Annotated in this window: 19 protein-coding genes; 18 read left to right on the top strand and 1 reads right to left on the bottom strand. The window is 76.8% G+C overall.

The features are described 5' to 3' along the window. Positions 1-93: 93 nt before the first annotated feature. From ribD to ACFVXN_RS06750, 8 genes are read left to right on the top strand one after another with little or no spacing between them, the layout of a single operon-like run. Entirely contained in the window at positions 94-1,098 is a 1,005-nt protein-coding gene (ribD, locus tag ACFVXN_RS06785) for a bifunctional diaminohydroxyphosphoribosylaminopyrimidine deaminase/5-amino-6-(5-phosphoribosylamino)uracil reductase RibD (RefSeq protein ID WP_389230503.1), read from the top strand. After that, positions 1,098-1,733: a riboflavin synthase gene (locus tag ACFVXN_RS06780; RefSeq protein ID WP_389229277.1), complete on the top strand. Its 636-nt coding sequence runs from the start codon at positions 1,098-1,100 to the stop codon at positions 1,731-1,733. The genes ribD and ACFVXN_RS06780 overlap by 1 nt, the downstream gene beginning before the upstream one ends. Further along, entirely contained in the window at positions 1,730-3,091 is a 1,362-nt protein-coding gene (ribB, locus tag ACFVXN_RS06775; RefSeq protein WP_389229275.1) for a 3,4-dihydroxy-2-butanone-4-phosphate synthase, read from the top strand. The genes ACFVXN_RS06780 and ribB overlap by 4 nt, the downstream gene beginning before the upstream one ends. Then, the gene (ribH, locus tag ACFVXN_RS06770) at positions 3,088-3,558 is read left to right on the top strand and encodes a 6,7-dimethyl-8-ribityllumazine synthase (protein WP_389229273.1); all 471 of its coding nucleotides are present in this window, start codon (positions 3,088-3,090) and stop codon (positions 3,556-3,558) included. Before ribB ends, ribH begins: the two co-directional genes overlap by 4 nt. Continuing rightward, the gene (pnuC, locus tag ACFVXN_RS06765; protein ID WP_389229270.1) at positions 3,555-4,253 is read left to right on the top strand and encodes a nicotinamide riboside transporter PnuC; all 699 of its coding nucleotides are present in this window, start codon (positions 3,555-3,557) and stop codon (positions 4,251-4,253) included. Before ribH ends, pnuC begins: the two co-directional genes overlap by 4 nt. Positions 4,254-4,296: 43 nt before the next feature. Next, positions 4,297-4,560, top strand: coding sequence for a phosphoribosyl-ATP diphosphatase (locus ACFVXN_RS06760; protein WP_389229267.1), 264 nt, complete (start codon positions 4,297-4,299; stop codon positions 4,558-4,560). A 44-nt stretch (positions 4,561-4,604) separates the two neighbouring features. Then, complete coding sequence (gene hisG / locus ACFVXN_RS06755) at positions 4,605-5,453, top strand: ATP phosphoribosyltransferase (RefSeq protein ID WP_389229264.1); 849 nt, start codon at positions 4,605-4,607, stop codon at positions 5,451-5,453. A gap of 10 nt (positions 5,454-5,463) precedes the next feature. Continuing rightward, the gene (locus ACFVXN_RS06750; protein WP_389229261.1) at positions 5,464-5,955 is read left to right on the top strand and encodes a PH domain-containing protein; all 492 of its coding nucleotides are present in this window, start codon (positions 5,464-5,466) and stop codon (positions 5,953-5,955) included. Between the two features lie 63 nt (positions 5,956-6,018). On the opposite strand, the gene ACFVXN_RS06745 is transcribed toward ACFVXN_RS06750, so the two are convergent. After that, positions 6,019-7,182 (bottom strand): DUF3866 family protein, encoded by a 1,164-nt coding sequence (locus ACFVXN_RS06745; protein ID WP_389229258.1) that lies wholly within the window; start codon positions 7,180-7,182, stop codon positions 6,019-6,021. 33 nt (positions 7,183-7,215) lie between these two features. On the opposite strand from ACFVXN_RS06745, the gene ACFVXN_RS06740 reads away from it, so the two are divergent. The 10 genes from ACFVXN_RS06740 to ACFVXN_RS06695 all read left to right on the top strand — a co-directional run bounded on the left by ACFVXN_RS06740 (position 7,216) and on the right by ACFVXN_RS06695 (position 19,130). Further along, positions 7,216-8,247 carry a helix-turn-helix transcriptional regulator gene (locus ACFVXN_RS06740; RefSeq protein ID WP_389229255.1) on the top strand — a complete coding sequence of 344 codons (1,032 nt, stop codon included), beginning with the start codon at positions 7,216-7,218 and terminating at the stop codon, positions 8,245-8,247. Continuing rightward, a complete protein-coding gene (locus tag ACFVXN_RS06735) occupies positions 8,240-9,241 on the top strand; it encodes a helix-turn-helix transcriptional regulator (protein ID WP_389229252.1) in 1,002 nt (333 codons plus the stop codon). The genes ACFVXN_RS06740 and ACFVXN_RS06735 overlap by 8 nt, the downstream gene beginning before the upstream one ends. 9 nt (positions 9,242-9,250) lie before the next feature. Beyond that, entirely contained in the window at positions 9,251-9,592 is a 342-nt protein-coding gene (locus ACFVXN_RS06730) for a hypothetical protein (RefSeq protein WP_389229249.1), read from the top strand. A 122-nt stretch (positions 9,593-9,714) separates the two neighbouring features. Next, positions 9,715-10,005, top strand: coding sequence for a twin-arginine translocase TatA/TatE family subunit (tatA, locus tag ACFVXN_RS06725; protein ID WP_389229246.1), 291 nt, complete (start codon positions 9,715-9,717; stop codon positions 10,003-10,005). A gap of 46 nt (positions 10,006-10,051) precedes the next feature. After that, a complete protein-coding gene (gene tatC / locus ACFVXN_RS06720) occupies positions 10,052-10,813 on the top strand; it encodes a twin-arginine translocase subunit TatC (RefSeq protein WP_389229243.1) in 762 nt (253 codons plus the stop codon). Then, a complete protein-coding gene (locus ACFVXN_RS06715; RefSeq protein ID WP_389229240.1) occupies positions 10,810-11,736 on the top strand; it encodes a diacylglycerol/lipid kinase family protein in 927 nt (308 codons plus the stop codon). Before tatC ends, ACFVXN_RS06715 begins: the two co-directional genes overlap by 4 nt. A 10-nt stretch (positions 11,737-11,746) precedes the next feature. Beyond that, the gene (locus ACFVXN_RS06710) at positions 11,747-14,644 is read left to right on the top strand and encodes a DEAD/DEAH box helicase (protein WP_389229237.1); all 2,898 of its coding nucleotides are present in this window, start codon (positions 11,747-11,749) and stop codon (positions 14,642-14,644) included. A gap of 61 nt (positions 14,645-14,705) precedes the next feature. Beyond that, positions 14,706-16,352, top strand: a complete 1,647-nt coding sequence (locus tag ACFVXN_RS06705) for an amidohydrolase (protein WP_389229234.1) — start codon at positions 14,706-14,708, stop codon at positions 16,350-16,352. A gap of 442 nt (positions 16,353-16,794) precedes the next feature. Beyond that, positions 16,795-18,363 (top strand): apolipoprotein N-acyltransferase, encoded by a 1,569-nt coding sequence (lnt, locus tag ACFVXN_RS06700; protein WP_389229231.1) that lies wholly within the window; start codon positions 16,795-16,797, stop codon positions 18,361-18,363. Then, positions 18,360-19,130: a polyprenol monophosphomannose synthase gene (locus ACFVXN_RS06695; RefSeq protein ID WP_389229228.1), complete on the top strand. Its 771-nt coding sequence runs from the start codon at positions 18,360-18,362 to the stop codon at positions 19,128-19,130. The genes lnt and ACFVXN_RS06695 overlap by 4 nt, the downstream gene beginning before the upstream one ends. Positions 19,131-19,151 lie beyond the last annotated feature (21 nt).

Genomic DNA, 19,151 nt, shown 5'->3' with positions numbered 1-19,151 from the left:
GCCCGCCACCCCGGAGCCGTCGAGGCCGAGGGTGAGGAGCAGGGCGTGGACGAGCGGGACGGCGCCGGGCGCGAGCGGGCGGAGCGCACCGCGATGCTGCGTGCCCTCGACCTCGCGGCCCTGGGCCCGGCCCACGGCCCGAACCCGCGCGTCGGCTGCGTGCTGCTGGACCCGGCCGGACGCGTGCTCGGCGAGGGCCACCACCGCGGCGCCGGCACCCCGCACGCCGAGGTCGCCGCGCTGGCGGACGCCCGCGGGCGCGGTGCCGACGTCCGGGGCGCCACCGCCGTCGTGACCCTGGAGCCGTGCGACCACACCGGCCGGACCGGCCCCTGCTCGGTGGCCCTGCTGGACGCGGGCGTCGCCCGGGTCGTCGTCGCGGTCACGGACCCGAACCCCGACGCGACCGGCGGCGCGGCCCGGCTGCGCGCGGCGGGGGTCGACGTGGTCGTCGGCGTCGAGGAGGCCGCGGGCCGGGCGCTGCTGCGACCGTGGCTGCGGGCGGTGGGCCGCGGGCGGCCGTTCGTCACGCTGAAGCTCGCGAGCACGCTCGACGGCCGGGTCGCCGCGGCGGACGGCTCGAGCCGCTGGATCACGTCGCCGGAGTCGCGGGCGCACGCGCACGCGCTGCGCGCCGAGGTGGACGCGCTCGTCGTCGGCACGGGGACGGCGTTGGCCGACGACCCCGCGCTCACGGCGCGGACCGCGGACGGCGACCTCGCCGCGCACCAGCCGCTGCGCGTGGTCGTCGGCGACCGGGACCTGCCCGTCGGCGGTCGGCTGCACGGGGCGGGCGGGGAGCTGCTGCACCTGCGGACCCACGACCCCCGGGAGGTGCTCGCCGCGCTCCAGCAGCGCGAGGCCCGCCGGGTGCTGGTCGAGGGCGGTCCGACGCTCGCCGCCGCGTTCCTGCGCGCGGGCGTCGTGGACGAGGTGCACGCGTACGTGGCGCCCGTGCTGCTCGGCGCCGGCCGCCCGGCCGTGGCCGACCTGGGCATCGGGGCGATCGGGGACGCGCTGCGGCTGCGCACCCGCGCCGTGCGACCGCTGGGGCCCGACGTGCTCGTCGAGGCCGACGTCGAGGGAGAGGACCGCTGATGTTCACCGGGATCGTCGAGGAGGTCGGGACGGTCGTCGCGATCGAGGTCGCGGGCGCGGGCGCCGACGGGACGGACGCGCGGCTGACGCTGCGCGGCCCGCTCGTGGTGTCCGACGCTGGGCACGGCGACTCGATCGCCGTCGCGGGCGTCTGCCTGACCGTGGCGGAGCTGGCTGGTGACGGGACGTTCGTCGCCGACGTGATGCCCGAGACGCTGCGCCGGACCGCGCTGGGCGACCTCGTGCCGGGCGCGCGGGTCAACCTCGAGCGGGCGGTGCGCGCGGACGCCCGGCTCGGCGGCCACGTCGTGCAGGGGCACGTCGACGGCGTCGGCACGGTGCGGCGGCGGACGCCGGGACCGCGGTGGGACGAGGTGGAGGTCGCCCTCGACCCGTCGCTCGCGCGGTACGTCGCCGAGAAGGGCTCGGTCGCGGTGGCCGGGGTCTCGCTGACGGTCGCGGCCGTCGGCGACGACTGGTTCGGCGTCTCGCTGATCCCCACGACGCTGGCGGGCACGACGCTCGGCGACGCGGCCGTGGGCACCCGGGTCAACCTGGAGGTGGACGTGCTGGCGAAGTACGTGGAGCGGCTGCTGGCGACGGGCGACGTCGCCGGGCGGGGGAGCGCGCGATGACGCGGTCGGGCGAGCGCGGCGCCGTCGAGCCCGGCACCGTCGAGCCGGACCCGGTCGAGCTGGGCACCGTCGAGCAGGCCCTCGCGGAGCTGCGCGCCGGCCGGCCCGTGCTGGTCGCCGACTCCCCGGACCGGGAGAACGAGGCGGACGTCATCCTCGCCGCGGAGCTCGCGACCCCCGAGTGGGTGGCGTGGACGATCCGGCACTCGTCGGGCTACCTGTGCGCGCCGATGACGGGGGCCCGCGCCGACGCCCTCGACCTGCCGCTGATGGTCCCGCTGAGCCAGGACCCGCGGCGCACCGCGTACACGGTGACCGTGGACGCGGCGACGGGCGTGACCACGGGCATCTCGGCCGCGGACCGCACCCGCACCCTGCGGGTCCTCGCCGACCCGGCGTCCGGCACCGAGGACCTGATCCGTCCCGGCCACGTGCTGCCGCTGCGGGCGGTGCCCGGCGGCGTCCTGCACCGGGCGGGCCACACCGAGGCGGCGGTCGACCTCTGCCGTCTCGCGGGCGTCGCGCCGGTCGCGGCCATCGCCGAGCTCGTGCACGACGACGGCACGATGATGCGGCTGCCGGCCACGGTCGCGCTCGCCCGCGAGCACGGGCTGGTGGTCATCACGATCGAGGACCTGATCGCGTTCCGCACCGCGCGCGGGGACCTGCCGACCGAGCCCGCCCCCGGCGCCGAGGCCGCGGCGACCGCCCCCGAGCGGCGGGTGCACCGCGCGCACAGCGCCGTGCTGCCGACCGCGCACGGCGACTTCCGGGTGCACGCGTACCGGGACCTGCGCACCGGCGCGGACCACGTGGCGCTGGTCGCCGCGCGGGGCCTCGCCGATCAGCCCGTGGTGCGGGTGCACTCCGAGTGCCTGACCGGCGACGCGTTCGGGTCCGCGCGGTGCGACTGCGGCCCGCAGCTGGACGCCGCGCTGGAGCTCGCGGCCCGGGACGGCGGCGCGGTCGTCTACCTGCGCGGGCACGAGGGTCGGGGGATCGGCCTGCTCGCGAAGGTCGCCGCGTACGCGCTGCAGGACGAGGGCCGCGACACGGTCGAGGCCAACCTCGACCTCGGCTGGCCCGCCGACCGGCGCGAGTACGGCGCGGCGGCCGCGATCCTCGAGGACCTCGGGGCCCGGCGGATCACCCTGCTGACCAACAACCCCGCGAAGGTCGCCGGGCTGGTGGCCCACGGCATCGAGGTCGCCGACGTGCGCGGCCTCGAGGTCGGGCGCACCCGCCACAACGAGGCCTACCTGCGGACCAAGGCCCGGGCGATGGGGCACCTGCTGCCCGGCCTGGACCACGACGACACCACCACCCCCACCCCGCACGACCCGGAGGACGCACGATGAGCGGCAGCGGCGCACCCAGCATCACCACGGACGGCAGCGGCCTGCGGGTCGTCGTCGTGGCGGCCAGCTGGCACACCACCGTGATGGACGGCCTGCTGGCGGGTGCCCGCCGGGCGCTGGCCGCGGCGGGCGTGACCGACGTGCGGGAGGTCCGCGTGCCCGGGACGTTCGAGCTGCCGGTCGCGGCGGCGCGCGCGGCCCGCAGCGGGTCGGTCGACGCGGTGGTCGCGCTCGGCGTGGTGATCCGTGGTGGCACCCCGCACTTCGACTACGTGTGCCAGGCGGCGACGTCCGGGCTCACCGACGTCGCGGTGTCCACGGGCGTCCCGGTCGGGTTCGGCGTGCTCACCTGCGACGACGAGGCCCAGGCGCTCGACCGCGCCGGGCTCGAGGGCTCGCACGAGGACAAGGGCGCGGAGGCCGCGGAGGCCGCGGTCGCGACGGTCGTCGCCCTGCGCGCGCTGTGAACCTGCTCACCTGGCTGTTCGACGCCCAGCTGGTCGTCGCCGGCCACCCGGTGCTGTGGCGCGAGGTGATCGGCAACCTGTTCGGCCTCGCGTCCGCGCTCGGCGGGCTGCGCCGGAGGATCTGGGCGTGGCCGGTCGGCATCGTCGGCAACGTGCTGCTGTTCACCGTGTTCCTCGGCGGCGTGTTCCACACCCCGCAGGCCACCGACCTGTACGGGCAGGCAGGCCGGCAGGTGTTCTTCGTCGCCGTGGCCGTGTACGGCTGGCTGCGGTGGTCGCAGACCCGGCGGGTCGCCCGCGAGCACGGCGAGCCGGACGCCCCGGCGGTCGTACCGCGCTGGGCGGGACCGTCCGGCTGGATCCAGCTGGGCGTGGTCGCCGTCGTCGGCACCGTCGTGTGCGCGCTGGTGTTCCGCGCGATCGGGTCGTACGGCCCGTGGGCGGACGCGTGGATCTTCGTCGGCTCGCTGCTCGCCACCTACGGCATGGCCCGCGGCTGGATCGAGTTCTGGCTCATCTGGATCGCGGTCGACGCCGTGGGCGTGCCCCTGCTGCTGAGCGCCGGCTACTACCCGTCGGCGTTCCTCTACCTGGTCTACGCGGGCGTCGTGGTGTCGGGGTTCGTGGTGTGGTGGCGCGCCCGGCGGGAGTCCGAGCCGCAGCAGGTGACCGCCGCCGCGGGTGTCGAGGGCTGAGCCGGTGCGTGGGCCTGCGGCGCGAGCGTCTACCCTGGCGGGCGTGAAGACGTTCGACGCGCTGTTCGCTGAGCTGACCGAGAAGGCCACCACCCGCCCCGCCGGGTCCGGGACCGTCAAGGAGCTGGACGCCGGGGTCCATGCGATCGGCAAGAAGATCGTCGAGGAGGCGGCCGAGGTCTGGATGGCCGCCGAGCACGAGGGGGACGAGCGCACCGCCGAGGAGATCTCGCAGCTGCTCTACCACCTGCAGGTGCTCATGGTCGCGAAGGGCCTGACCCTCGAGGACGTGTACACCCACCTCTGACCCGCTCCGTCTCCGTCACACCTGAACCCCCTGAGGACCACCCCGTGCTGAGGATCGCCGTCCCGAACAAGGGCTCGCTCTCCGAGCCCGCCGCCGAGATGCTGCGCGAGGCGGGCTACCGCCAGCGCCGCGACTCCCGTGAGCTCGTCCTGCCCGACGCCGACAACGGCGTCGAGTTCTTCTTCCTGCGCCCCCGCGACATCGCGGTGTACGTGGGCACCGGCACCGTCGACGTCGGCATCACCGGCCGCGACCTGCTGCTGGACTCCGCGTCGCCCGCGACCGAGCACCTGCAGCTCGGGTTCGCGCGCTCGACCTTCCGGTTCGCCACGCAGGCCGGTCAGATGACCGACGTGCAGCAGGTGGCCGGGCGCCGCGTCGCGACGTCCTACCCGGTGCTCGTCGCCGACTACCTGCGCGGGCAGGGCGTCGAGCCCTCCGAGGTCGTCCGCCTGGACGGCGCCGTGGAGACCGCGATCCGGCTCGGCGTCGCCGACGTGATCGCGGACGTCGTGGAGACCGGCACGACGCTGCGCGCCGCGGGCCTCGACGTGTTCGGCGAGCCGATCCTCAAGTCCGAGGCGGTGCTCATCAAGCGCGCCGACGTGGCCGAGCCCGGCGGGCTGGACGTGCTCACCCGGCGCATCCAGGGCGTGCTCACGGCCCGCGAGTACGTGCTGATGGACTACGACGTGCCGCTGGCGCTGGTCGACCAGGCCGTCGCGATCACGCCGGGACTGGAGTCGCCGACGGTGTCCCCGCTGCACAACAGCGAGTGGGCGGCCGTGCGCGCGATGGTGCGCCGGGCCGAGACGAACCGCGTGATGGACGCCCTGTACGACGTCGGTGCGCGCGCGATCCTCGTGACGTCGATCCACGCCTGCCGGCTCTGAGACGGCCGCGGTGACCGAGGGCGACGGCGCACCGACGGGCGGGACGCCGCGGCGGCCGCGGCTGGACGACGTGTTCCGGCCCCGGTTCGCCCGCTGGGTGACCGGCACGCTGGGGTGCGTCGTCGCGCTCGCGACGGTGCTGCTGCTCGTGCTGCTCCCCGGCACGGGGCTGGTCGGGTTCGCGCTCGGGGACCGGATCGGCATCGGTCTGGTCGGGTTCGCGATCGTCTGGTTCTGCTGGCGGCAGGCGACGGTGCGCGCGGTCCCGGGGCCGGACGGCCTGCGGGTGCGCAACCTCGCGACCACCCGCACGGTGCCGTGGGCGCAGATCGTCTGGGTGCGGTTCGGCGAGGGCCGGCCGTGGGTGCAGCTCGAGCTCGACGACGGCGACTCGCTCGCGGTGATGGGCGTGCAGCGCAGCGACGGCGAGCGCGCCCGGCAGGAGGCGCGCCGCCTGGCGACGCTGGTGCAGGTGCGCCAGCGCACCGGCCCCGCGGCCTGACGGCGACCCCGCGGCCTGACGGCGGCCCCGCGGCCTGACGGCGACCCCGCGGCCTGACGCGGGTCAGGCGCCCGCGACGCCCCGGGCCACCCGCGCCGCGTGCACGCCGGCCGCCGCGGCGGCGAGGAACGCCGCCGGGTCCTGCGCGAGCCCGCGGCCCATCGTGGACAGCCGGACCGGCGTCGAGCCCAGCGCGGCGAGCAGGTCGTCGCCCGCGGCCACCTCGACCCGCCGGTGCCGGCCCGCGGGCTCCGTGAGTGCGCGGGCCTGGTCGGCGACCCGCCGGCCGAGGTCGGCGAGCTCCGCGCCGAGCACCGGCACGACCACGTCCGCGGGGGTCAGCGCGACCCGGCCGTAGGCGGTCGTCGAGTGGTGCGAGATGCCGAGGTGCCGCTCGCGCGCGTCGGCGCCCGAGACGCGCAGGGACGCGACCGGTCGCCCGCCGAGCACGCCGGCCGCGTTGACCGCCTCGCCCGCCGCGACCCCCGAGAATCCCCACCGCGTGCCCGTGCCGAGGTTGCCGGGGCCCTGGGCGACCACCACGACGTCCGCGCCGACGACGTGCCGGGCGGCGAGCAGGGCGGTGTGCACGGTGACGGCCTCGTGGTCGCCGCCGAACGCCTGGCCCGCGGTGAGGCACGCGGCGATCCACCCGGCGTCCCGCAGCCCCGCGACCGCCATCGAGAACCACGCGGGCAGCGCGCCGCCGTCGGTCATGACGTACGCCACCCGCAGCGGCGCGTGCGCGGCGCCCGGCCCGGCGAGGAGGGCGTCCGCGTGCCGGATCCCGGCGACCACGGCGGGCAGCGCGGAGTGCAGGTCGGCGACGACGACCGGCACCCCGCCCAGGTCGTCGGCGTCGCGGAGCAGCTCGTGGTGCGGCGACTCCTGGTCGTCCACGCCCAGCACCATCGCCTGCAGCGGGGTGTAGCGGGCCTTGACCAGGTGGCCGGGGCCGGGCTCCGGGTCCGCGGGCAGCCGGCCGGGGGAGCCGGGCGCGACCACGAGGGCGTACCCGCCGGTGCCGAGACCGCGGGCCAGGGCGGAGACGTTGAGCAGCACCGGGTCGCCGACCTCGGGGGTGCCGACGAGCGCGGGGTAGGCCAGCGCGCGCACGCTCACCGGCTCCGGGCCCGTCACCCCGGCGGCCACCGCGACCGTCAGCTCGACCGCCCCCGGCCACGTCCGGCCGACCTGCTCCACCACTCCCGCGCGCCACGTGATCACCGGACCACGCTACCGGCCACTACGGTGGTGCCGATGTCCGAGCAGATCCACCCCGCCGAGCGGCTGCTGAACCTCGTCATCGCCCTGGTGCACACGCCGGGCCGGATGACGAAGGAGCAGATCCGCCGCACCGTCGCGGGCTACGGCGACGCGCCGTCCGACGAGTCCTTCGAGCGGATGTTCGAGCGCGACAAGGACACCCTGCGCGACCTCGGCATCCCGGTCGCCACCGTCACCGCGGCGGGCCACGGGGACGACATCGGCTACCGGATCGACCAGGACGCCTACGCGCTGCCGCCGCTCGAGCTCACCCCGGCCGAGCTGGGCGCGCTGTCGCTGGCCGCGGAGTTCTGGCAGGACCGCTCGGTGCAGGCGGACACCTCGCGGGCGCTGACCAAGCTGCGGGCGGTCGGCGCGGGCGCGGGGTCGACCGACCTCGCCGCGGGGCTGACGCCGCGGGTCCGGGCCGGCGGCGACGCGTTCCGTCCGCTGCTCGACGCGGTCCAGGCGCGGCAGCGCGTCCGGTTCACGTACCGGGCGGCCAGCACGGGCGAGGTGCGCGAGCGGCTCGTCGAGCCCTGGCGGCTCGTCGCGCGCCGGGGTGGCTGGTTCCTGGTCGGCCGCGACGTCGACCGCGCGGCGTCGCGGTCGTTCCGGCTGAGCCGGATCGAGGGCCGGGTGCGCTCCGTCGGCCCCGAGCACGCGTTCGACCTGCCGTCGGCGGCGGAGCTGGAGGCGGCCCTGCAGTCGTTCGACGCCCGCCAGGACCGCACCGCCGTGCTCGCGCTGCGCCCCGAGCGCGCGGAGGCGCTGCGTGCCCGCGGCGAGGTCACGACCCTGCCCGACGACGTGCCCGCGGACCTGCGCGCCGCGGTCGCCGACCGGGACCTGGTGCGCGTGCCGTACCGGGCCACGTGGGAGCTCGCCGAGGAGGTCGCGGGCTACGGCGACGCGGTGCTCGTGGCCGAGCCCGCCGGGCTGCGCGACGCGGTGCTGCGTCTGCTGCGGGTCGCCGCCGCGCTCGACGCGGCCGACGCCGCGCCCGCGGGGGTGCGTCGTGGCTGAGCGCGCGAGCGAGCGGCTGCTCCGGCTGCTCGGGATGATCGGCTACCTCGACCGGAACGACGGCGTGTCCGTCGAGCAGCTGGCCGCGCACTTCGGCGTGACGGCCTCGCAGGTGATGGCCGACGTCGACACGCTGTGGATGAGCGGCACCCCGGGCTACTACCCGCACGACCTGATCGACTTCGACGCCGACTCCTACGACCGCGGCGAGATCCGCCTGACCGAGGCCCGGGGCATGACCCGGCCGCTGCGGCTCGGCACGCGCGAGGCCGTCACCCTGCTCGCGGCGCTGAGCGCGATGGTCGCCGACCTCGGTCCGTCGCTCGACCCGGAGCACGAGGCGGTGCTGCGCTCGACGCTCGGCAAGCTCACCGCGGCGACCGGCGACGCGGCGAGCGCCGTGGACGTGCGGCTCGCGGTCGACGGCCGGCCCGACGTGGTGGCCGCGATCCGCACCGCCCTGGCCCGCGGTCGCCGCCTGCGCATCCGGTACGTGAACGCGTCGGACGTCACCAGCGACCGCGAGGTCGACCCGCTGCGCCTGATGACCAGCGACGAGCGGTCCTACCTGCAGGCGTGGTGCCTGCGGGCCGGGGACGAGCGGCTGTTCCGCCTGGACCGGGTGGTGGCCGCCGAGGTGCTCGACGTGCCCGCGGACGAGCACCCGGGCGCCGGGCGCGGCGCCACCGCGGAGTTCCGGCCCGACGCGTCGGGCGACGTCGTGACGCTGCACCTGCGCAGCACCGGGCGCTGGGTCGCGGAGACGGTGCCCGTCGAGGGCGTGCGCAACCTCGCGGACGGGACGTTCGAGGTGGACGTGCGCGTCGTCCGGCCGGCGTTCCTGCGCAGCCTGCTGCTCCAGGCGGCGGACGAGGTGCTGGGGGTGCGGCCGCCCGAGGTGGCGCGCGACGTGGCCGACCGCGCCCGGGCGGCCCTGGCGGCGTACGGCCCGCTGGCCGGCCCCGACGTCCGCACCGACCGCGTGACGGGATAGGTTGGCCCGATGGTCTGGGTGGTCGTGTGGACGGTGCTCGTCGTGGGCACGCTCGTCGGCGCGTTCGTCCTGGGCCGCGACCTGTGGCGCCGGTTCCGGGCCCTGGTCGCCGAGCTGGAGCACGCGTCCGAGGTGCTGGGCGAGCTGGCGGCGCACGCGTCGACGCTCGCCGAGCAGGCCCAGGAGGCCGAGCGGGCCGCGCGTGCGGCGCGCGAGGCGGTGCTGCTGCCGGACCCCGACGGCGCGCGCCGCCGCTGGTCGCAGCTGCGCGAGGAGGCCGCGGTGCGCCGGGAGCGGCGTCGCGAGCGGGACCGGGCGACCCGCGAGGGGTGGCGCGCCTACTCGCGCTGACCCCGCGCCGACCCGCGCCCGGGCGTGACCTGCGTCACCCGCGCAGGTCCGGGGGCTACACTCGCCAGACCATCGAACCTGCAACAGGGAGTACTGCTATGGGGCGGCTCTTCGAGCACCCGATGACCCTCGTGGTCCTGCTGATCGTGGTCCTGCTGCTGTTCGGGGCGAAGCGGCTCCCGGACCTCGCGAGCGGGATCGGCCAGTCGCTGAAGATCTTCAAGCGCGAGGTCCGCGACCTGACGGACGACGACGACAAGAAGGACGCGACGGCGACGACGCCGGCCGCGCCCGTGCCTCCGGCCGCTGCCACCCCCACGGCACCGGTCGTGCCGGCACCCGTGCCCCCGGCCGCGCCGGTGACGCCGCCCGTGGTCCCGACGGAGCGCGACACCTCCGACCCGCGGGCCTGACCGGCTCGTGGCACGTCGTCGACCGTCGGCCGACCCCGACGGCAGGATGCCCCTGCGCGAGCACCTGATCGAGCTTCGCAAGCGCGTGATCCTGGCGGCGGTCGGGATGCTCGTCGGCGGGATCCTGGGCTGGATCGTCTACGACCCGGTGTTCGGGGCGCTGCAGGACCCGCTGCTCGACGCCGCCGCCGAGCGCGGGGTCGTCGCGTCGGTGAACTTCGCCGGGCTCGCGTCCGCGATGGACATGAAGTTCAAGGTCGCGCTGTTCATCGGCGCGATCGTGTCGAGCCCCTGGTGGCTGTACCAGCTCTGGGCGTTCGTCACCCCCGGCCTGACCTCCCGCGAGCGGCGCTCCGCCCTCGGGTTCCTCGCCGTCGCGGTGCCGATGTTCCTCGCCGGCGCGGCGTTCGCCTGGTACACGCTGCCGCGCGCCGTGGTGGTGCTGACGGAGTTCGTGCCGGAGAACGCGACCAACCTCATCGACGCGCAGACCTACCTCAGCTTCGTCATGCGGTTCGTGCTGGCGTTCGGGATCGCGTTCCTGGTGCCGGTGCTGATGGTGTCGCTCAACCTCGTGGGCCTCGTCGAGGGGCGGACCTGGTTGCGCGGCTGGCGCTGGGCGGTGCTGCTGTCCTGCGTGTTCTCCGCGGTGATGACGCCGACGCCGGACGTGCTGACCATGCTGGTCCTGGCCGCGCCGACCGCCGCGCTCTACATGGCCGCCGTCGGGCTGTCGCTGCTGCGCGACCGGCGGGTCGCCCGGCGGCTGGCGGGCACCGAGCCGGCGGACGGGACGCTCGCCCGGTGAGCCACCTCGGGGTGCTGGTCAACCCCGCGGCGGGCAAGGGCCGGGGCGTGGGCGTCGGGGCGGCGGTGCTGGACGCGCTGCGCCGCCGCGGGCACCGGGTCGAGGACCTGTCCGCGCACGACCTGCTCACCGCGACGACCCACGCGCGCCGGGCGGCCGTCGCGGGCCTGGACGCGCTGGTGGTGGTCGGCGGGGACGGGCTGGTGCACCTCGGCGCGAACGTCGTCGCGGACACCGACCTGCCGCTGGGGATCGTGACCGCGGGCACCGGCAACGACGTCGCCCGGGCGCTGGGCCTGCCCGCCGGCGACGTCGCGGCGTCCGTGGACGTGATCGAGCGGGCGCTGCTGACGGGTCCGCGGGTGATCGACGCGGTGAGCGTGGGCTCGCCGTCGCACACCGCCCGCGAGTGGTTCCTGGGAGCGCTGTCCTGCGGCATCGACGCGGCCGTGAACGCGCGCGCGAACGCGCTGACCTGGCCGCGGGGGTCGGCCCGCTACGTGCGGGCGCTGGTCCCGGAGCTGCGCACGTTCGAGCCCTACGGCTACCGGGTCACCACCGACGAGGGCGTGTGGGAGTCCGCGGGCACGGTCGTGGTCGCGGCGAACGGCCCGTGGTTCGGCGGCGGCGTGCACATCGCCCCGCACGCCTCGCTGGACGACGGGCTGCTGGACGTCGTGGTCGCGGGCCCGATCTCGCGCGCCGGCGTCGTGCGGATCTTCCCCGGGATGTACACCGGCCGGCACCTGCGGCACCCGCAGGTCCGCGTGATCCGGACCCGGCGGATCGTCGTCGAGCACGCGCCGCACCTGGGCCGGGAGGCGCCGGTCGCGTACGCCGACGGGGAGCCGGTCGGCCCGCTGCCGCTCGTCGCCGAGGTCCACCCGGGCGCCGTCCGGGTGCTGGCGGCCGGCTCCGCCTAGGGTTGGGCCCGTGGCACCACGCAGCACGGGACGCAGCAGGTCGAACCCCCAGCCCGACCCCGACGAGCTCTCGCCGGCCGAGCGGTACGCCGCGGCCCGCAGGCGCGCGGCGGCGGAGAAGACGGAGCTCGCGCGGTTCCGCGGGCTCGTGGACTTCCCGCTGGACGACTTCCAGGTCGAGGCGTGCGAGGCGGTCGAGCGCGGCAGCGGCGTGCTGGTCGCCGCACCGACCGGCGCGGGCAAGACGGTGGTCGGCGAGTTCGCGGTGCACCTCGCGCTCGCCACCGGCCGGAAGGCGTTCTACACGACGCCGATCAAGGCGCTGTCGAACCAGAAGTACCAGGACCTGGTCCGCCGCTACGGGGCCGACCAGGTCGGCCTGCTCACCGGCGACACCACCCAGAACGGCGAGGCGCCGGTGGTGGTGATGACCACCGAGGTGCTGCGGAACATGCTCTACGCGGGGTCGAGCACGCTCGACGGCCTCGGGTACGTGGTGATGGACGAGGTGCACTACCTCGCGGACCGGTTCCGCGGCCCGGTGTGGGAGGAGGTGATCATCCACCTGCCGGCCGACGTGCAGCTGGTGTCGCTGTCCGCCACGGTCTCGAACGCCGAGGAGTTCGGCGACTGGCTGCGCACCGTGCGGGGGGACACCGCCGTGGTGGTGAGCGAGCACCGGCCGGTGCCGCTGGGGCAGCACGTGCTGGTGCGGGACGACCTGCTCGACCTGTACGCGGGGCACGTGGACCCGACGGCGCCCGGTGCGAACCCGCCGATCAACCCCGAGCTCGCGCACCTGCTGCGCCGCGCGGACCGGTCCGGCGACGGGCCGCACCGGGGGCGGCGCGGGGCCGGCGACCGTGGCTACCGCGGGCCGGGCGGACGGCGGCGCGACGGCGGCGGCTCCGGCGGTCCCGGGGGACCGGGCGGCCCGGGGGGACCGCGGCCGGTGCCGCGGCCCGTGATGGTCGACGTGCTGGCCGAGGCGGGGCTGCTGCCCGCGATCGTGTTCATCTTCTCCCGCGCGGGGTGCGACGGGGCCGTCCAGCAGTGCCTGGCCGGCGGACTGCGCCTGACGTCACCGGCCGAGGCCGCGGAGATCCGCGAGATCGCGGAGGCCCGGTGCGCGTCGATCCCGTCCGAGGACCTGGACGTCGTCGGCTACTGGGGGTTCGTGGACGCGCTGGTCCGCGGTGTCGCGGCGCACCACGCCGGGATGCTGCCCGCGTTCAAGGAGACCGTCGAGGAGGCGTTCGCCCGCGGTCTGGTGAAGGTCGTGTTCGCCACCGAGACGTTGGCGCTGGGCATCAACATGCCCGCGCGGTCGGTGGTGCTGGAGAAGCTGGTGAAGTGGGACGGCTCGCAGCACGTCGACGTGACGCCGGGGGAGTACACCCAGCTCACCGGGCGGGCGGGGCGGCGTGGCATCGACACGGAGGGGCACGCGGTCGTGCTCGGGCGTGGCGGCCTGGACCCGATGGCGCTGGCGGGCCTCGCCTCGAAGCGGCTGTACCCGCTCCGGTCGGCGTTCCGGCCGACGTACAACATGGCGGTCAACCTCGTCGCGCAGGTGGGGCGGGTCCGGGCGCGCGAGGTGCTGGAGACCTCGTTCGCGCAGTTCCAGGCGGACCGGGGCGTCGTGGGGCTCGCGCGGCAGGCGCAGAGCCACGCGGAGGCGCTGGAGGGCTACGCCGAGGCGATGGCCTGCCACCTCGGCGACTTCCGGGAGTACTTCTCCCTGCGTCGCGAGCTGGGCGACCGGGAGCGGGGCGTGCACCGGGCGTCGGCGGCGCAGCGGCGGCAGGCGGCGGCCCAGAGCCTGCAGGGCCTCGCGGTCGGCGACGTGGTCGCGGTACCCAGCGGCCGGCGTGCGGTGCACGCGGTCGTGCTGGACCCCGGCACGGCGGGCGGGTTCGAGGGCGCGCGGCCCCTGGTGCTGACGACCGAGCGCGAGGTGCGACGGCTGTCGGTCCAGGAGGTCGGCGACGGCGTCCGGACGCTCGGCCGGCTGCCGGTCCCGCGCGGGTTCTCGGCGCGGGCGGCGTCCGCGCGCCGGGACCTCGCGGCGCAGCTGCGGACCGAGATCGCGTCGGGGCGGGTCGACGGTGCGCCGGCTCCCGGTCGTCGCGGCCGCGCGGTCGTGGCCGCCGACGAGGACGAGGCGATCGCCGCGCTCCGCCGCGCGCTGCGGGCGCACCCCTGCCACCAGTGCCCGGACCGCGAGGACCACGCCCGCTGGGCGGAGCGCTGGTACCGCCTCGACGGCGAGCACCGGGCGCTGGTCCGGCGGATCGAGGGGCGCACCGGGTCGATCGCGGTCGTGTTCGACCGGATCTGCGACGTGCTGGGCAGCCTGGGGTACCTGGGCTCCGCCGACGACGGCACGGTCGTCGTGACCGACGACGGGCGCTGGCTGCGCCGGCTCTACGCGGAGAACGACCTGCTGCTCGCCGAGTGCCTGCGCCGCGGGGCGTGGGCGGACCTCGACGTGCCCGGCCTCGCCGCGGCGGTGTCGGCGGTCGTCTACTCCGCGCGGCGCGACGACCGCGACCGGAACCCGACGGTCCCCGGCGGTCCGGCGGGTCGGCTCGGACTCGCGCTCGAGGCGACGAACCAGATCTGGTCCGAGCTCGACGACCTCGAGACCGAGCACCGGCTGGAGTCGATCCAGCCGCTCGACCTCGGGCTCGTCACGCCGCTGCACCGCTGGGCCGCGGGCCGCGGTCTGGACGCCGTGCTCCGGGACGCCGACCTGGCCGCGGGCGACTTCGTGCGCTGGTGCAAGCAGGTGGTCGACGTGCTGGACCAGGTCGCCAAGGCCGCACCCGACCCGCACGTGCGCGAGACCGCCCGCAAGGCCGTCGGTGCGGTCCGGCGCGGGGTGGTCGCGTACGCGGGGACCTGAGGCGCCCCCGACGCTCGGGCGCGGCGCGCCGGACGCGACGCGCGTGGTTAGGGTGCGGACCGTGAGCACCACCCTGTACCGGGGCGGTGCGGTGCTGACCGCCGAGGTCCTCGCCGCACGCGTCGCCGAGCCCCTGCGCCGCACGGTCCCCGCCGGCGACCCCCTGGACGACGCCCCCACCGCCCTGCTGGTCGCGGACGGGGCGGTCGCGTGGGTCGGTCGCGCCGACGAGGCGGACGGGCTCGTGGACGGTGCGGACGAGGTGGTCGACCTGGACGGCGCGCTCGTGACGCCCGGGTTCGTCGACGCGCACGCCCACGTCCTGGACACCGGGCTGCGGCTGGCGTCCGTCGACCTGCACGGCGCGCGCGACCTCGGCGAGGTGCTCGACCGGGTGCACGCCGCGGTCAGCGGTCCGGCGGGTCGGGCGGCCGCCGCGGCGGGGGACCCCCTGTGCGGCTACGGCTGGGACGAGCACACGTGGCCGGAGCGCCGCGCCCCGCGGCGCGCGGAGCTGGACGCGGTCGGGCAGGGGGCGCCGGTGTACCTCGGCCGGGCGGACCTGCACGCCGGCGTGGTGTCGACGTCCTTCGCACAGGTGCTCGGGCTGCCGGAGCTGCCGGGGTGGCGCGAGGACGGGCTGGTGACCGGGCCGGCGCACCTGGCGGCCCGGCGGGCGGTCCTGGACGTCGCGCCGCAGCGCCGGGACGCCCTGGAGGCGGCCGCCCTCGCCGCCGCGGCGCGCGCGGGCCTGGTGGCCGTGCACGAGCAGAGCGCGCCGCACCTCGGGTCCCGGGCCGGGCTCGCGGCCCTGCTCGCGGGCACCGCGGACCCGGCGTCGGGCCTGCCGCTGGTGGTCGGGTACCGCGCGGAGCTGTGCGAGACCGTGGACGACGTGCGGGAGCTGCTGGCCGCGGTGCCGGGGCTGACCGGCGTCGGCGGGGACCTGGCCGTCGACGGGTCGCTCGGCAGCCGCACCGCGGCGCTGCGCGCGCCGTACGCGGACGCGCCGACGGACTGGGCGCACCCGGACGGCCGGCTCGACCTGACCGCGGAGGAGGTCACCAACCACGTGGCGGCGGCCACCCGCGCGGGCGTGCAGGCGGCGTTCCACGTCATCGGGGACCGGGCGACCGACGAGGTGCTGCTCGGGTTCCGGGTGGCGGGCGACCTCGAGGGCGTCGACGCGGTGCGGGCGGCGGGCCACCGGCTCGAGCACGTGCCGATGCTGGACGCCCCGGCCCTCGCCACGATGGTGCTGCTCGGGCTCACCGCCTCGGTGCAGCCGGCGTTCGACGCGGCGTGGGGCGGCGACGACGGGCTGTACGCGGCGCGGCTGGGTCGCGGGCGTGCGGCGTCGTTGCACCCGCTGGCCGACCTGCGGGCCGGCGGGGTGCCGCTGGCGCTGGGGTCGGACAGCCCGGTCACGCCGTTCGACCCGTGGGGCGCCGTGCGGGCCGCGGTGGCGCACCGCACGCCCGACCAGCGGATCCCGGTCCGTGCCGCGGTGTCCGCGCACACCCGCGGGGGCTGGCGCGCCGCCGGCGCGGGGGAGTCGCGTGCGGGTCTGCTGGAGGTCGGTGCGCCGGCGCACCTGGCCGTCTGGCGCACCGGCGGCGGGCTGCCGCAGCTCGTCGAGGACGCGCCCGCGCCCCGCTGCGTGCGGACCGTGCGCGCCGGGGTGGTGCTGCACGACGAGCTCGGCTGAGACCGTTCGCTCGGTCGGGTGAACCGCCCGGCGCGTCCCGCCCGGCGTGTCACCCGCACGGCCCGCGGTGAGGCCCGATCGACACGCCGACCGACACGCCGAGGCGGCGGAATCATCGCGACAAATCGGGCAACCCGACCCGCCGAAGTGACCTGCGGCGACACCCCTGACGGGGCCGATCGCCCCCTTGACACCCCCCGCAGCTCCGATAGGTTCTCGGGAGTGGTCCGGACCACTCCCCGCGCGGCGTGAGCCCGCGACGGACCGTCCGGAACGCATCGGGCCCCGACCGGGCCCGCGTGTTCATCAGAGAACGCCGACGCCGCTCCGCGGTGCCGTGCGGTACGAAGGACACGCGGGCCGGTCGGTCCGTCCCTCACCCGGTGCCGGGCGCGCGCGAGCCGCGTGCTGGAGGGACAGCCGGGTGCCGTACCCTGGCGCGGTGCCCGCACGTGACCCCTCCCGCTGGTGGAGCGCGGTCCTGGCGCTCCTCGGTGGTCTGCTGACCTGGACCGCCTTCCCCGACCTCGGCTGGTGGTTCGCCGCCGGCCCCGGGATCGCCCTGCTGTTCCTCGCGATGCGGCGCGACAGCGCCCGGTGGAACGCCCTGCTCGGGTTCGTCTGGGGCCTCGCGTTCTTCGTCCCGCTGCTCACCTGGGCGGACGACGCCGTCGGCCCGGTGCCCTGGTTGGCGCTGTCCGTCGCGGAGGCCGGGTTCCTCGCGCTCCTGGGTGCCGCGTGGTCGTGGGCGCGCCGCGGCGAGGCCGTCTGGCGGCGTGCGTCGCTGCAGCTGGTCGTCTTCGTCGTGCTCTGGGTGGCGGTCGAGGAGCTGCGGTCGCTGTGGCCGTTCGGCGGGTTCCCCTGGGGTCGGCTGGCGTTCTCCCAGGCCGACTCGCCGCTGGCGCCGCTGGCCCGGCTCGGCGGCGCGCCGCTCGTGTCCGCGGCGGTCGTCGCCGCTGGCGTCGCCCTCGCGCTGGCCTGGTCCGCGGCCCGGCGGTTCGCGCTGCTGCCCACCCTCGGGCGCCTGGCCGTCGTCGGCGCCCTGCTGGTCGTCGGGATGCTGGTCCCGATGGACACGCGCGCGGAGGACGGCACGCTCAGCGTCGGGGCGGTGCAGGGCAACGTCGCCCAGCCCGGCCTGCACGCGTTCGACCAGCGCCGTGAGGTGCTCGACAACCACCTGGCGGGCACGTACGCCCTGCTGGACCAGGGCGTGGCACCCGGCGACCTCGACGTCGTCCTGTGGCCGGAGAACGGCACCGACATCGACCCGCAGGTGGACGCCGCCGCGGCGGCGGACATCGACGCCGCCGCGCGGGCCGTGGGCGCCCCGCTGCTGGTCGGCACGATCGAGTACCCCGAGAGCGGCGGCCGGTACAACACCTCGCTGCTCTGGGAGCCGGGGAAGGGACCGGTGGCGCGGTACTCCAAGCAGCGCCCCGCGCCGTTCGCCGAGTACATCCCGCTGCGCAGCCTCGTGCGGCCGTTCTCGTCCGCCGTCGACCTCGTGCGCAACGACATGCTCCCCGGCACCGAGCCGGGCGTGGTCCCGCTGGCGTCCGAGCGGCTCGGCCGCACCGTCCGGATCGGTGACGTGATCTGCTTCGAGGTCGCCTACGACGGCATCGTCCGCGAGGCGGTGCGGGAGGGCGCGGAGGTGCTGGTGGTGCAGACCAACAACGCGTCGTTCGGCTACTCCGCCGAGTCGACCCAGCAGCTCGCGATGGCGCGGCTGCGGGCCGTCGAGCTCGGGCGCGCGACCGTCCAGGTGTCGACGGTCGGCGTCAGCGCCGTCATCGCCCCGAACGGGACCGTCGCGCAGCAGACCGAGCTGTTCACGCCCGCGCAGCTCGTCGCCCGCCTCCCGCTGCGCCAGTCGCTCACCCCGGCGGCGCGGCTCGGCGCGTGGCCCAGCGGGATCGTCGGGGCGCTCGCCCTGGTGATGACCGCGGCCGGCACGGCGGGCGCCCGCCGGGTCCGGCGCGCCGACCGACCGGACCCGGCCGCGTGACCGCCCGCCGGGTGCTCGTCGTCGTCCCGACCTACGACGAGCGCGACAGCCTCCCGCGCGCGCTGGCCGCGCTGCGCCTGCACGTCCCCGACGCCGACGTGCTGGTGGTCGACGACGCCTCGCCCGACGGGACCGGTGAGCTCGCCGAGCGGATCGCCGCCGAGGACGCCGCGTCCCGGGGGCGGCAGTCGATCCGGGTGCTGCACCGCACGGGCAAGCAGGGGCTCGGCACCGCGTACGTCGCGGGGTTCCGCCGGGCGCTCGACGAGGGCTACGACGTCGTCGTGGAGATGGACGCCGACGGGTCGCACCGCGCCGAGGACCTGCCCCGGCTGCTGTCCCGGGTGCCGGACGCGGAGCTGGTGATCGGGTCGCGCTGGGTGCGCGGGGGCCGGGTGGTCAACTGGCCGCTGCACCGCCAGCTGCTGTCCCGCAGCGCGAACGTCTACGCCTGGCTCGCGATGGGCCTGCCGGTGCGGGACGCGACCGCCGGGTTCCGCGCCTACCGGGCGTCTGCGCTGGCCGGCCTGGCGCTCGACGAGGTCGCCTCGCACGGGTACTGCTTCCAGATCGACATGGCGTGGCGCGTGCTCGGCGCCGGAGGTCGGGTCGTCGAGGTCCCGATCACGTTCGTCGAGCGGGCCGAGGGGCGGTCCAAGATGAGCCGGTCGATCGTCGTCGAGGCGCTGGTCCGGGTCACGGTGTGGGGGGCGCAGCACCGCGTCGCCCAGGTCCGGTCGCTGGCCCGGCGGCTCGCGCGCCGCTGAGCCGTCGCCCGCCGTCGCCCC

This window comes from Cellulomonas sp. NPDC058312 (genome assembly GCF_042880135.1).
Lineage (GTDB): Bacteria > Actinomycetota > Actinomycetes > Actinomycetales > Cellulomonadaceae > Cellulomonas.
The sequence above is the reverse complement of the archived record's forward strand: the minus strand, read 5'-3'. Positions and strand labels throughout refer to the sequence as shown.